At 67.0% G+C, this 13,802-nt stretch carries 11 protein-coding genes; 3 read left to right on the plus strand and 8 right to left on the minus strand.

Translation table 11 applies throughout. The features are described 5' to 3' along the window. Positions 1 to 13: 13 nt before the first annotated feature. The 8 genes from araA to H7J06_RS12730 all read right to left on the minus strand — a co-directional run bounded on the left by araA (position 14) and on the right by H7J06_RS12730 (position 9,635). Entirely contained in the window at positions 14 to 1,525 is a 1,512-nt protein-coding gene (araA, locus tag H7J06_RS12695) for an L-arabinose isomerase (RefSeq protein WP_264039234.1), read from the minus strand. Beyond that, a complete protein-coding gene (locus tag H7J06_RS12700; protein WP_264039235.1) occupies positions 1,522 to 2,235 on the minus strand; it encodes an L-ribulose-5-phosphate 4-epimerase in 714 nt (237 codons plus the stop codon). The genes araA and H7J06_RS12700 overlap by 4 nt, the downstream gene beginning before the upstream one ends. Next, on the minus strand, positions 2,232 to 3,908 hold the full coding sequence (gene araB / locus H7J06_RS12705) for a ribulokinase (protein ID WP_264039736.1): 1,677 nt from the start codon (positions 3,906 to 3,908) through the stop codon (positions 2,232 to 2,234). Before araB ends, H7J06_RS12700 begins: the two co-directional genes overlap by 4 nt. Continuing rightward, positions 3,908 to 4,936: a LacI family DNA-binding transcriptional regulator gene (locus H7J06_RS12710; protein WP_264039236.1), complete on the minus strand. Its 1,029-nt coding sequence runs from the start codon at positions 4,934 to 4,936 to the stop codon at positions 3,908 to 3,910. The genes araB and H7J06_RS12710 overlap by 1 nt, the downstream gene beginning before the upstream one ends. Then, on the minus strand, positions 4,933 to 5,934 hold the full coding sequence (locus H7J06_RS12715; RefSeq protein WP_264039237.1) for an ABC transporter permease subunit: 1,002 nt from the start codon (positions 5,932 to 5,934) through the stop codon (positions 4,933 to 4,935). Before H7J06_RS12715 ends, H7J06_RS12710 begins: the two co-directional genes overlap by 4 nt. 7 nt (positions 5,935 to 5,941) lie before the next feature. Further along, positions 5,942 to 7,027 carry an ABC transporter permease gene (locus tag H7J06_RS12720; protein WP_264039238.1) on the minus strand — a complete coding sequence of 362 codons (1,086 nt, stop codon included), beginning with the start codon at positions 7,025 to 7,027 and terminating at the stop codon, positions 5,942 to 5,944. Further along, entirely contained in the window at positions 7,027 to 8,559 is a 1,533-nt protein-coding gene (locus tag H7J06_RS12725) for a sugar ABC transporter ATP-binding protein (RefSeq protein ID WP_264039239.1), read from the minus strand. The genes H7J06_RS12720 and H7J06_RS12725 overlap by 1 nt, the downstream gene beginning before the upstream one ends. Positions 8,560 to 8,648: 89 nt before the next feature. Continuing rightward, positions 8,649 to 9,635, minus strand: a complete 987-nt coding sequence (locus H7J06_RS12730; protein ID WP_264039240.1) for an ABC transporter substrate-binding protein — start codon at positions 9,633 to 9,635, stop codon at positions 8,649 to 8,651. A gap of 280 nt (positions 9,636 to 9,915) precedes the next feature. Between H7J06_RS12730 and chvE the strand changes: the two genes are divergently transcribed. From chvE to mmsB, 3 genes are read left to right on the plus strand one after another with little or no spacing between them, the layout of a single operon-like run. Further along, positions 9,916 to 11,025, plus strand: a complete 1,110-nt coding sequence (chvE, locus tag H7J06_RS12735) for a multiple monosaccharide ABC transporter substrate-binding protein (protein ID WP_264039242.1) — start codon at positions 9,916 to 9,918, stop codon at positions 11,023 to 11,025. Positions 11,026 to 11,054: 29 nt separating this feature from the next. Continuing rightward, a complete protein-coding gene (mmsA, locus tag H7J06_RS12740) occupies positions 11,055 to 12,563 on the plus strand; it encodes a multiple monosaccharide ABC transporter ATP-binding protein (protein ID WP_264039737.1) in 1,509 nt (502 codons plus the stop codon). After that, entirely contained in the window at positions 12,564 to 13,802 is a 1,239-nt protein-coding gene (mmsB, locus tag H7J06_RS12745) for a multiple monosaccharide ABC transporter permease (protein ID WP_264039243.1), read from the plus strand.

Genomic DNA, 13,802 nt, shown 5'->3' on the forward strand with positions numbered 1-13,802 from the left:
CGCGTCCGTCCGCTCACAGCCCGGCGGCGACGTGGTGATACACGTCGTTCCACTTGAGTTCGTGCTGGAACCCCCGCACCGTGGTGGCGGCGTCGATGACCAACAGTTCGGTGTCGGTCATGGCGGCGAAGTCGTCGATCGCCTCGGCGTCCACGGCCGTGGACATCACGGTGTGGTGCGGCGCACCGGCCATCAACCACGCCTCGGCCGAGGTCGACCAGTTCGGCAACGGCTCCCACACCGCGCAGGCGACCGGAAGGTTCGGCAACTCGTGGGTGGGTTCGACGACGCGTACTTCGTTGACCACCAACCGGAATCGCGAGCCCATGTCGCAGATGCCGAGGATGATCGCATCGGACGGGGCCGCGGTGAAGCGCAACCGGACCGGATCCTCCCGACCGCCGATCGACAGCGGATGCACCTCCAGGGTCGGCGTCGACGCCGCGATGCTGGGGCACACCTCCAGCATGTGGGCGCCGAGGATGCGCTCCTGGCCCGGCGTCAGGTCGTAGGTGTAGTCCTCCATGAACGACGTCCCGCCGGGCAGGCCCTCGGCCATCACCTTCACGGTCCGCAGCATCATCGAGGTCTTCCAGTCGCCCTCGCCGCCAAAGCCGTAACCGTCGGCCATCAGACGTTGCACCGCCAGGCCCGGCAGCTGACGAAGACCGCCGAGGTCCTCGAAGTTGGTGGTGAACGCATGAAAGTCGCCGTCCTGGAGAAACTTTCGCAATCCGAGTTCGATCTGGGCACCGTGTCGTAGGAACGCGTGCCGATCTCCGCCGGGCAGCAGTTCGGCGGCGACCGCGTAGGTGCCCTCGTATTCCCTGACCAGTTTGTCGACGTCGGCGGGGCGAACTCGTTCGACGAATTCGACGAGGTCGTTGACGCCGTAGGTGTTGATCGAGGCACCGAAGTGCGCTTCGGCCTCCACCTTGTCACCCTCGGTCACGGCGACGCCGCGCATGTTGTCGCCGAAGCGGGCGACCTTCATCGTCGACAGCTCGGCGCGGCCGAGCGCCGCCCGCACCCAGGAGCCGATCCGCCTGCGGGTGTTGGGGTCGCTGACGTGGCCGGCCACGGTCTTGCGCGGGGTCGACAGACGGGTCTGGATGTAGCCGAACTCACGGTCGCCGTGGGCGGCCTGGTTGAGGTTCATGAAGTCCATGTCGAGGCTTTGCCATGGCAATTCGACGCCGAACTGGGTGTGCAGGTGCAGAAGCGGCTTGCGGAGCGTCTTGAGCCCGCGGATCCACATCTTGGCCGGCGAGAACGTGTGCATCCAGGCGATCACGCCGATGCACTCCTCGCTGGTGTTGGCCTCGCTCAGGATCTGGGCGATCGCCTCGGCGGTGGTGACGACGGGAAGCCACCGCACCTCGACCGGAATCTCGGAGCTGCCGTCGAGACGGTCGGCGATCTGGCGTGACTGGTCGGCGACCTGATCAAGGATGTCCGGCCCGTACAGGGACTGGCTGCCCGTGATCAGCCACACCTGGCTGGTGACGAGTCGGGACGCGATCATCGCTGGTTCTCCTGAGGGGTTGCGGTTGACGTGTCGGCCTGGCCGTAGACGTTCTGGTAGCGCTCGTAGAGGGCGGTCACGTTCGCGGCGTCGATCGGTGAGGTGGTGCCCAGTTGCCGGCTGATGTGCACGGTGCGTGCGACGTCCTCCACCATGACGGCGGCCTTGACGGCGTCGCGGGCCGTGCGGCCGATGGTGAACGGACCGTGGCTGTGCATCAGCACCGCCGGAGACCTGCTGTCCCGCAGCGTCTCCACGATGCCGCGGCCGATCGAGTCGTCTCCGATGAGGGCGAACGGCCCGACCGGCACGTCCCCGCCGAACTCGTCGGCGATCATCGTCAGCACGCAGGGGATCGGTTCACCGCGGGCCGCCCACGCCGTGGCGTAGGTGGAGTGGGTGTGCACGACGCCGCCCACCTCGGGCATGTGCCGGTACACGTAGGCGTGGGCCGCGGTGTCCGAGGAAGGGTTGAGCTCGCCGTCGACGAGGTTGCCGTACAGGTCGCACACCACCATGTCGTCGGCGGTCATCGAATCATATTCCGCACCAGAGGGTTTGATCACCATCAGGTCGCTGTCCGGCACCCTGGCGCTGACGTTGCCAGCGGTCCAGATGACGAGGTCGTAGCGGGTCAGCTGGGCGTGGAGGTCACAGACCTCGCGACGCAATTGGGCGATGACGCGGTTGGTCTCGGCGGTGACGGTCATCGGGACGCCCCCACGGCCTCGAGCGAGCCGATGCGGCGCAGGCGGCGCATCATGTCGTTGCCTCGTCCGAACCAGTCGTAGAGCCTGACGTACTCGCGATAGAGCTGATCGTAGAGTTCCACGTTCTCCGGAATCGGGGTGTAGGCGTTGCGCACTCGTTTACCCATCTGTTTGGCCGCGGCACGCACGTCGGTGAACGCGCCCGCGGCGGTGGCGGCATGGATCGCCGACCCCAGGGCCGGTGCCTGCGTCGACGGCACCGTCGACAGTGGCAGCCCGACGACGTCGGCGTAGATCTGCATCATCAGCTGGTTCTTGAGCAGGCCTCCGGCCACCACCAGCTCGCTCACCGGAACCCCGCAGTCGACGAACGTCTCGACGATCATCCTGGTCCCAAATGCGGTGGCCTCCAACAACGCCCGATACGTGTCGACCGCGGTGGTCTCGAGCGTCTGACCGACGATCACGCCCGACAGCTCGTGGTCGACCAGCACCGACCGATTGCCGCTGTGCCAGTCCAGCGCCACCAGACCGTGCTCTCCTATGCGCTGGCGGCTGGCGAGTTCGGTCAGGTACTCGTGCAGCGACTGGCCGCGGTTGCGGGCCTCGACCTCATACCGTTCGGGCACGCAGTTCTTGATGAACCAGGCGAAGATGTCACCGACCCCGGATTGGCCGGCTTCGTAACCCCAACTGCCCTCGAGGATTCCACCGTCGACGGCGCCGCACATGCCGGGCACGTCGCGTAGCACGTCGGAGTTCATCACATGGCAGGTCGACGTTCCGATGATGGCCACCATGTGACCGTCGTCGAGCGCGTCGGCCGCTGCCACCGTCACGTGCGCGTCGACGTTGCCCACCGCGACCGGGATGCCCTCGGGCAGCCCGGTCCACCGTGCCGCCTCTGCGGTGAGCGTGCCCGCCGCCTCGCCCAGCTGGCCGATCGGTTGGTCGAGCTTGTCGGCGACGAAGCCGGCGAAGCCGGGGTTGAGCTCGGCGAGGAAGTCCGCCGACGGGTATCGACCGTCCTGGCGAATTCCCTTGTACCCGGCGGTGCACGCGTTGCGGACGTACGACCCGCACAGCTGCCAGACGATCCAGTCCGCCGCCTCCACGAAGCGGTCCATGGCGGCGTAGACCTGCGGGTCGTCCTCCAGGATCTCCAGTGCCTTCGCGAACTCCCATTCACTCGAGATGAGCCCGCCGTAGCGCGGCAGCCAGGTCTCTCCACGTTGCGCGGCAAGGGCGTTGATGCGGTCGGCCTGCGGCTGCGGCGAATGGTGACGCCACAGCTTCCCGTAGGCGTGCGGCCGGTCGGCGTACTCCGGCAGCTCGCACAGCGGCGTGCCGTCGGCGCGCACCGGAACCATGGTGCAGGCTGTGAAGTCGGTTCCGATTCCGATCACGTCGCGGGGGTCGACGCCGGCCTTCTCGACGGCGGCGGGCACGGCCGTGCGCAACACCTCGACGTAGTCCGCGGGGACCTGCAGCGCCCACTGGGGTGGCAACCGACCCTCGTGCCCGGGCAGCGTCTCCGAGACCACGCCGTGGGCGTAGACGTGTTCGGCCTGGGCCAGCTCGTGACCGTCGCTCACGCGCACCACCACGGCGCGGCCGGACAGGGTGCCGAAGTCGACTCCCACCGTGTATTTTTCGGCAGGCTTCTCGCCCATCATCGGTTCTCCTCGTACGTTGCCGTGCTGTGACGGACGATCAGTTCGGGCGGTAGCAGTGGGACGTTCGTGGTCGAGCCGTCCAGAGTGGCGGTGACGAGGTCGATGGCCCTGCGGCCGATCGCCTGGAAGTCCTGGCGGACCGTGGTCAGGGCCGGGTTGAGGTACCCGGCTTCGGGGATGTCGTCGAAACCGACGACGCTGACGTCCCTCGGCACCACGAGGCCCGCCTCGGCAAAGGCGTGCAGCACGCCGATCGCCATCTGGTCGTTGGCCACGAACACCGCGGAGGTCTCACCGCGGCGGGCCATTTCGCGTCCGATCTCGTAACCGCGCGCGGGAGTCCAGTCGCCCTCCCACGGCTCTCGAACCTGCAGTCCGGCACCGCGCATCGCCTCCTCGTAGCCGGCGCGGCGACCCTTGGCCTCGGTGTAGCTCAGCGGGCCGAGGACGTGGTCGATCTCGCGGTGGCCCAGGTCGATGAGGTGCTGGGTGGCCTGGCGGGCGCCGTCGATCTGGTCGACGCCCACGCTGAGACCCCGACCGGACAGGTCGCCCTCGACCACGATCAGCGGGAGGCCCGGATCGGCCGAGTGCACGACGGCCAGCGCGTCCTCCTGGGCGGCGATCATCACGATCGCCTCGACCGCTTGTCGCGCAAGGTAATCCAGCGCCCCGGCAAGTTCCTCGACCGTGACCTCGGCCAGCGGCACCAGGCTCGAGAAGTAGCCGGCGGCGCGCGCGGCCTCTTGCACGGATCGCTGGATGCTCGACGGACCGTACAGGGCGCTGTTCGTGCCGACGATGCCGATGATGCCCGATCGCCGCGTGACCAGTGCGCGCGCCGCGGTGTTGGGCCGATAGCCGAGTTCCTCGATGGCCTGTTCGACACGGGCCTTGGTGGTCGGCCGGATGCTGGCCGAACCGTTGATCACCCGTGAGACGGTCTGGTGGCTGACGCCGGCCAGCCGTGCCACGTCGGCCATCACGGGTTTGGGCGCCGCGGGCGGCAGGGGGTGGCTGCTCATCCGGGCTTCCTCACCAGTAGTCGCTGAACCAGGACGAACACCAGCAGCAGCACGCCGGTCATGATTCGGGTCCAGTACGAGTCGAGATTAGCCGCCGTGACGAAGGTCTGGATCGTACCGAGCACCAGTACCCCGATCAGCGAGCCGAGCACGAATCCCACTCCGCCGGACAACAGCACGCCGCCGATCACCGCGGCGGCAATCGCGTCGAGCTCGAGCCCGATGCCGTTGAGGCTGTAGCCCGACAGCTTCTGCACGCCCAGCAGCAGCCCCGCGAAGGCGGCGCACAACCCGCTGATCGCGTACACCGACACCCTGGCCCGTGAGGCGTTGAGTCCCATGAGTTGGGCGGATTGCCGGTTGCCGCCCACCGCGTACACCGTGCGGCCGAACCGGGTCTGATGAAGCACGTAGACCGCGATCAGGACCACCGCGAGTGCCGCCACGACGGTCCAGCGAATGAACTTGTCCTCGTACAGATAGACGTAGTTCAGCCCGAACTGGCGCAGCGTCGGATCCTTGATCGGCAGCGTGTCCACGCTGATGACGTAGCAGAGCCCGCGGGCCAGGAACATCCCGGCGAGCGTGGCGATGAAGGGTTGGACGTCGAAGTACTCGATGACCAGACCCATCATCACGCCGAGCAGGGGGCCGACCACGAGCACCGTGCCGACCGCCAACGGCATCGGCCAACCGGCCTTGAGGGCGGTGGCCAGGATCACGGTGGACAGCGCGACGACCGACCCGACGGACAGGTCGATGCCGCCGGTGAGGATGACGAAGGTCATGCCGACCGCGAGCACGATCAGATAGGCGTTGTCCACCAGGAGGTTCAGGAACACCTGGGTGGGGCTGGCGAAGTCGTAGCGTGCGACGACCGCGGTGAACATGACCACGAACAACACCAGCGACGCGACCGGGGAGAGGTAGCGACCCCGGATCCGACGCATGACCTCTGCGGTGTCGACCCGTGGTCGACCGACGGTCTGAACGCTCATGACTTCCTCACTTGGCGGCCATCGTCGGCGGAGACGGCACCGAGACCTGCTGTCCGCCGATCTCTTCGGTCTCGGCGTGGCCGGTGGGTGCGGCGGGCCGCTTGCGCCGGCGCGACATCAGGGCGCGGAACTTCGGCGCCTGCAGCAGGCATACGGCGATCACCACGAGCGCCTTGAACACCAGCGTGGTCTCCGGGGTGATGCCCGCGGTGTACACCGTGGTGGTCAGCGTCTGGGTGATGAGCGCGCCGAGGATGGTGCCGGTGAGGCTGAAACGTCCACCCAGAAGCGAGGTTCCTCCGATCACCACCGCGAGGATCGCGTCCATCTCGATCCACAGTCCGGCGTTGTTGGCGTCGGCTGCCGAGATGTTGGAGGCGATCATCAGCCCGGCGATTCCGGCGCAGAGCGCGCAGAACACGTAGACCGCGAAGACGATGGTGCGGTACCGCACCCCGGCGAGGCGGCTGGCCTCGGGGTTGATGCCGACCGACTCGAGCAGCATGCCCAGCGCGGTCCGTCGGGTCAGCAGTCCCACCAGCGCGAACACCGACAGGCTGACCAGGATCGCCACCGGCAGTCCGAACACGAAGCCGGAGCCCAGGATCTTGAACGGCGCACTGGTGACGGTGACGATCTGGCCGTCGGTGATCAGCAGCGCGATGCCGCGCCCCGCCGTCATCAGGACCAGCGTGGCGATGATGGGCTGAACGCCGAACACCGAGACCAACATGCCGTTCCACAGCCCGAGGCCGACGGCGACGCCGAGGGCGATTCCCATGGCGGTCAGCACCGTTCCCGCGCCGGCCGGGTCGTCGGACGCGGCGATGTGCGCGCAGGCCAGTGCCCCGCTGACGGCGACCACCGCCCCGACGGACAGGTCGATGCCGCGCGAAGCGATGACGAGGGTCATGCCGAGTGCCACCAGCATGGTGGGTGCACCGTTGCGCAGGACGTCGACGGTGCTGCCGAAGAGATGACCGTCCTGGACGCGGATGCTGAGGAAGGTCGGCGTCACGATGACGTTGACGATCAGCAGTGCGACCAGCGCTAGTGCCGGCCAAATGAGCGGAGATGCGCTGAGCCTCTTCATCATTGCTCTCCTCCGGCCGCGATGAGGGCGGTGAGTTCGCGGACCGAACGGTCCGAGCCGACCTGCGCGACGCACGTGCCGTCTCGGAGGACGGCGATCCGGTCGCTGATCCGGGCAACCTCGTCGAGTTCGGCGGAGATGAACACCACGCCCATGCCGTCCTTGGCGAGGTTGGTGACGAGCTTCTGGATCTGGGCCTTGGCGCCGACATCGATGCCGCGGGTGGGTTCGTCGAGGATGAACAGCTGCGGTTCGGTGATGAGCCACCGGGCGAGCAGCACCTTCTGCTGGTTGCCGCCGCTGAGATTCTTGACCGGGATGCCGGGGTTACGCGGCCGGATGTCGAGCGCCTCCATGTAGCGGTCGACGAGGTCGTCCTTCACCTTCTTCGACAGCGGGCGGGCGAAGCCGCGGCGCGCCTGCAGGGCCAGGATCAGGTTTTCGCGGACGCTCAGGTCACCGATGATGCCCTCGCCCTTGCGATCCTCGGAGGAGAAGGCCAGTCCCTTGGCGATGGCGGCGCGTGGCGAGCGGATCGCGTCCGAGGACCCGTTGACCGAGACCCGTCCGCTGCTGGCGCGGTCGGCGCCGAACAGCAAGCGCGCCAACTCCGTTCGGCCGGATCCGAGCAGACCCGCCAGACCCACCACCTCACCGCGATGGACGTCGAGGTCGACGGGCGCCAACTTGGGCTTGCGGCCGAGTCCGCGCGCACTCAGAACGGGCTCACCGGTGGACGGGGTCGTGGCCGAGGCGGCATCGCCGATCTCCTCCAGCACGTCCAGCTCGTGACCGAGCATCGCGGCGACCAGCTGCACCCTGTCCAGTTCGGACGTCTTGTACTCACCGACCAGACGACCGTTGCGCAGCACCGTCATTCGATCGGACACGGCGTACACCTGGTCGAGGAAGTGGGAGACGAACAGAATCGCGGTACCGCCGTCGCGCAGTCGTCGCATCACGCGGAACAGTTCGGCGACCTCGTCGGCGTCGAGGCTCGACGTCGGCTCGTCGAGGATCAGCACTCGAGCGGAGATCGCGGTGGCCCTGGCGATGGCGACGAGCTGCTGCACGGCGATGGGATGCGCCCCGAGGGTGGACCCGGGGTCGACGGTGAGATCCAGCTGGCCGAGGAGCTCCGCGGCGCGGCGCTTCATCGCGCGATGGTCGATGCGTCCGAGTCGACGGGGCTCACGACCCAGCAGAATGTTCTCTGCGACAGTCAGATTGGGGCAGAGGTTGACCTCTTGGTAGACGGTGCTGATGCCGGCGTCCTGCGCCTGGCGCGGGCCGGCGAACCGTTGCTCGACCCCGTCCACGGTGATGGTTCCCGCGTCGGGGTCGTAGACGCCGGTCAGCACCTTGATCAGCGTCGACTTGCCTGCCCCGTTCTCCCCCATCAGCGCGTGGATCTCGCCGGGAAGCAGGCGGAAGTCAACGGCGTCGAGCGCCTTCACACCCGGGAAGTCGATGGTGACGCCCTGCATGCGGACCACCGGGGAGGCGGTGGGCCCGGCGGGAGGTGAAGTCATCGGCACGTCCTTTCCGGTGGTAGCCGACGCCGCTCGGAGCGTTGGGGGGTCTGCGTCCGAGCGGCGTCGACGGTCTGTACGTGGTGCGGCTAGTACTTGCGGTCGGGCAGCGCAGCCGTCGCCTGCTGCTGGTCGAAGGTCTGGTCCGGGGTGACGATGCGGGCGGGCACCGCCTCGCCGGCCACGACCTTCTTCGCGATGTCCATCAGTTGCGGCCCGAGCAGCGGGTTGCACTCGACGATGAAGTTCATCTTGCCGTCGGCCAGGGCCTGCATGCCGTCGTGCGTGGCGTCGATGGCCACGATCTTGATGTCCTGTCCCGGCTTGAGCCCGGCGGCCTCGATCGCTTCGACGGCGCCGAGGGCCATGTCGTCGTTCTGCGCGAAGACCATGTCGATCTTCGGGTTGGCCTTGAGGAACGCCTCCATGACCTGCTTGCCGCCGGAGCGGGTGAAGTCGCCGGTCTGCGAGGCGATCACCTTGAGATTCGGGTTGGCCTTGATGGCGTCGGAGAACCCGGTGCTGCGCTCGAGCGCGGGGTCCGAACCCGTGGTGCCCTCGAGCTGGACGATGTTCACCGGACCGGGTGCCGAGGCGAAGTTCTTCACCGTCCACTCACCGGCCCACTTGCCTTCTTGAACGAAGTCGGCGCCGAGGAAGGTCTTGTAGACGTCCTTCTCCTGGGTGTCGACGGCGCGGTCGGTGAGGATGACGGGGATGCCGGCGTTCTTGGCCTCGAGCAGGACGGCGTCCCAGCCGGTGCGCACCACCGGGCTGAAGGCGATCACGCTGACACGCTGCTGGACGAACGAGCGGATCGCCGAGATTTGGTTCTCCTGCTCGCCGTTGGCGTCGGAGAACTTCAGGTTCACGTCCGCGGCCTTGGCTGCGTCCTGAATGGACGTCGTGTTCGCCGTGCGCCAGCCACTTTCCGCGCCGACCTGAGAGAAGCCCATGGTGATCTGGCCTCCCCCTGCGCCGCCGCCGGATCCGCTGGACGGCGCCGGGCCACTGCCGCACGCTGCGAGAACGCCGGCCGTCGCGATGCCGAGCACCGCGGTGAGGACTCTCTTCACAACATCTCCTTTGATGATTTGGATGCCGAACTGGATGCGTTGCCAGCGTGTGTTCCAAGAGCCGCGGAGGGCGGTAGGTGAATGTGACCGGCGTTACACCGACAGGATGTTAACGCTCACATTCAAACGCTGTCAACGATTTGTAAGCGCTCACATTCGGCGGTGGCCGGGCTTGACAAAGACGTGAGCGGCGTCACAAGATCCATATGTTAGCGCTCACATGGGCGCCCGCCCCGGCCTGTGAGACCGCGGTGCGAACCCACTCAGTCGGGAGGATTTCATGCGCAAGGGCATCGTTCGGATACTGGGGGCTTTGGCCCTCGTGGTGGCGGTAGTGGCCACGCTGTCGGGTTGTGGTCGGTCGACCACCACGGATCAGCCGGCGGCCAGCGGCGGCCAGAGGTCGGGCACGGTGGGCATCGCCATGCCGACCAAGTCGTCCGAGCGTTGGGTCGCCGACGGCAACAACATGGCCGAGCAGTTCAAGAAGCTCGGCTACGACACCGACCTGCAATACGGCGACGACGTGGTGCAGAACCAGGTCTCGCAAATCGAGAACATGATCACCAAGGGCGTCAAGGTGCTGGTGATCGCGCCCATCGACAGCTCGTCGCTGACCGACACCCTGCAACGCGCCGCCGACGCGAAGATCCCGGTCGTCAGCTACGACCGGCTGATCCGCGGCACCGAGAACGTCAACTACTACGCGACCTTCGACAACTTCAAGGTCGGCGTCCTGCAGGCCAGCTACATCGCCGACAAGCTGGGCCTCGCACAGGGCAAGGGCCCGTTCAACATCGAGCTGTTCGCCGGGTCCCCCGACGACAACAACGCGACGTTCTTCTTCAAGGGCGCGATGAGCGTGCTGCAGCCCTACATCGACAGCGGCAAGCTCGTCGTCAAGAGCGGCCAGACCTCCTTCGACCAGGTGGCCACGCTGCGCTGGGACGGCGGGCTGGCGCAGTCGCGGATGGACAACCTGCTGAGCAAGGCCTACACGAGTGGCCGGGTCGACGCGGTCCTCTCGCCGTACGACGGCATGTCGCTGGGCATCATCTCGGCGCTGAAGAGCGCGGGCTACGGCACGCCGACCAACCCGCTGCCCATCGTCACCGGGCAGGACGCCGAGCTGGCGTCGGTGAAGTCGATCATCGCCGGCGAGCAGACGCAGACGGTGTTCAAGGACACCCGCGAGCTGGCGAAAGCCGCTGTGCAGATGGCTGATTCGCTTCTCACCGGCGGCAAGCCCGAGGTCAACGACACCACCACCTACGACAACGGCGTGAAGGTCGTGCCCTCGTTCCTGCTGCAGCCGGTAAGCGTCGACAAGACCAATTACCAGAAGGTGCTCGTCGACTCCGGGTACTACACCGCCGGACAGCTGGCGTGACGGTCGCCGACACCGCTCCGCTCCTCGAAATGCGGGGCATCACCAAGCGTTTCGCGGGGGTCACGGCGCTCAGCGAGGTCAACCTCGTCGTGCGCACCGGCGAGATCCACGCGATCTGCGGTGAGAACGGTGCCGGGAAGTCGACGCTGATGAAGGTGCTGAGCGGGATCTACCCGCACGGCAGCTACGACGGCGAGATCGTCTTCGACGGTCAGCCGGGCGACTTCAAGGACATCAGGTCCAGCGAGCGACGTGGCATCGGCATCATCCATCAGGAACTGGCGCTGGTTCCCGTGCTGTCCATTGCGGAGAACATCTTCCTCGGCAACGAGCACGCCTCCGCCGGGGTGATCAGCTGGCACGAAACCATGACCGACGCCGCTCGGCTGCTCGCCCGCGTGGGGCTGGCCGAGAGCCCCCGCACCCGGATCGCGGACATCGGCGTCGGCAAGCAGCAGCTGGTCGAGATCGCAAAGGCCTTGTCCAAGAAGGTGAAGCTGCTCATCCTCGACGAGCCCACGGCCGCGCTCAACGACGAGGACAGCAGGCATCTGCTGGACCTCATCGTCGAACTGCGCGACCAGGGCCTGACGTGCATCATCATCTCGCACAAGCTGGGCGAGGTGATGCGCGTCGCCGACAACATCACGATCCTGCGCGACGGCCACACCATCGAGACCCTCGCCGTCGGGGAGGAGCTCACCGAGGAGCACGTCATCCGCGGCATGGTCGGCCGCGACATGACCGACCGCTTCCCGGAGCGTGCGGATCACCCGATCGGCGAGGTCACCTTCGCGATCGAGGACTGGACCGTCTTCCACCCGTTGGACCAACAGCGCAAGGTGGTCGACGGGGTGTCCATCAACGTCCGTCGCGGCGAGGTCGTCGGGCTGGCCGGACTGATGGGCGCGGGCCGCACCGAGCTGGCCATGAGCGTGTTCGGTCGCAGCTACGGCAAGAAGGCCGGCGGCAAGGTGTTCAAGGACGGCAAGGAGATCCGCACGCGGACGGTGCCGGAAGCCATCGCCCACCGGATCGCCTACGCCACCGAGGACCGCAAGCACTACGGGCTCAACCTGATGGACGACATCGCGCGCAGCGTGACGCTGGCCTCGCTGGCCAAGGTCAGTCGGGCGTCGGTCATCAACGAGCACGAGGAGACGGTGGTCGCCGAGCGGTTCCGCAAGGACATGCACATCAAGGCCACGTCGGTACGGGCCACGACGGGAAACCTCTCGGGCGGCAATCAGCAGAAGGTGGTGCTGAGCAAGTGGATATACGCCGATCCCGACGTGCTGATCCTCGACGAGCCGACCCGCGGGATCGACGTCGGCGCCAAGTACGAGATCTACACGATCATCAATTCCCTTGCCGCTCAAGGTAAGGCGGTGATCGTCATCTCGTCGGAACTACCCGAACTGATCGGTCTGTGCGACCGCATCTACACCCTCAACGAGGGCCGGCTGACCGGTGAGGTCGCCCGCGCGGATGCCAAGCAGGAGACCTTGATGCGATACATGATGAAGGGACGCAGCTAGATGACCACCACCCCCACGGTGAGCACCGCCTCGAGCGCGCCCCCGCCGTCGACGCCGCCCGCGTCGCCGGGTCAACGGTTGCGCGCGGTGCTGCAGGGCAACTTCCGGCAGTACGGCATGGTGGCCGCGCTCGCGGTGATCGTCATCCTGTTCCAGGTCTGGACCAGTGGCATCCTGCTCAAGCCGTTGAACGTCACCAACATCGTGCAGCAGAACGGCTACATCCTGATCCTCGCGATCGGGATGGTCATCGTCATCATCTCCGGTCACATCGACCTGTCCGTCGGCTCGATCGCCGGCTTCGTCGGGGCGATGTCGGCGGTGCTGATGATCAAGAACGACATGCCATGGCCGCTCGCGGTCCTGCTGTGCCTGCTCCTCGGTGCGGTCATCGGTGCGTGGCAAGGCTTTTGGATCGCCTACGTCGGCATCCCGTCGTTCATCGTGACCCTGGCGGGCATGCTGGTGTTCCGCGGTGCCACGCAGTATCTGCTGGAGGGGCAGTCCATCGCGCCGTTCCCCCGCAGCTTCAGCCAGGTCAGCAGCGGCTTCCTGCCGGAGATCGGCGGCGGCGGCGGGCTCTACCACTGGCCGACGGTGATCCTCGGCCTGTTCGTCATGGCGGCGGCCGTCTGGCAGCAGGTGCGGCAGCGCAGGACGCAGTCCCGCTACGGCTTCGACGTGTCGCCGCTGGGCTGGTTCGTGTTCAAGTGCGCGGCCATCGTCGCCGCCCTGGCCGCCTTCACCCTGCTGCTGGCCAGTTACCGCGGCGTTCCCGTGGTCGGCATCATCCTGGCCGTCGCCTTCGTCATCTACGCATTCGTCATGCGCAGCACCGTCTTCGGCCGCCAGGTCTACGCGGTCGGCGGCAACGAGGCGGCCGCCCGGCTGTCCGGCGTCAAGAACAAGCGCGTCACGTTCCTGGTGTTCGTCAACATGGGTCTGTTGTCGGCCCTGGCCGGTCTGCTGTTCGCGGCGCGGCTGAATTCCGCCACTCCGCAGGCAGGCATCGGCATGGAACTGGAGGCCATCGCCGCGGCGTTCATCGGCGGCGCGTCGGCCAGCGGCGGCGTCGGAACGGTGCTCGGCGCCATCATCGGTGGCTTCGTCCTCGGCGTGCTCAACAACGGCATGTCGCTCATCGGCATCGGCAGCGACGTGCAGCAGGTCATCAAGGGCCTGGTCCTTCTCGCAGCGGTCGGCTTCGACATCTACAACAAGAAGAAGGGTGGGTCCTGA

The sequence above is a fragment of the Mycolicibacterium hodleri genome (assembly GCF_025822245.1).
GTDB classification, from domain to species: Bacteria; Actinomycetota; Actinomycetes; order Mycobacteriales; family Mycobacteriaceae; genus Mycobacterium; species Mycobacterium hodleri.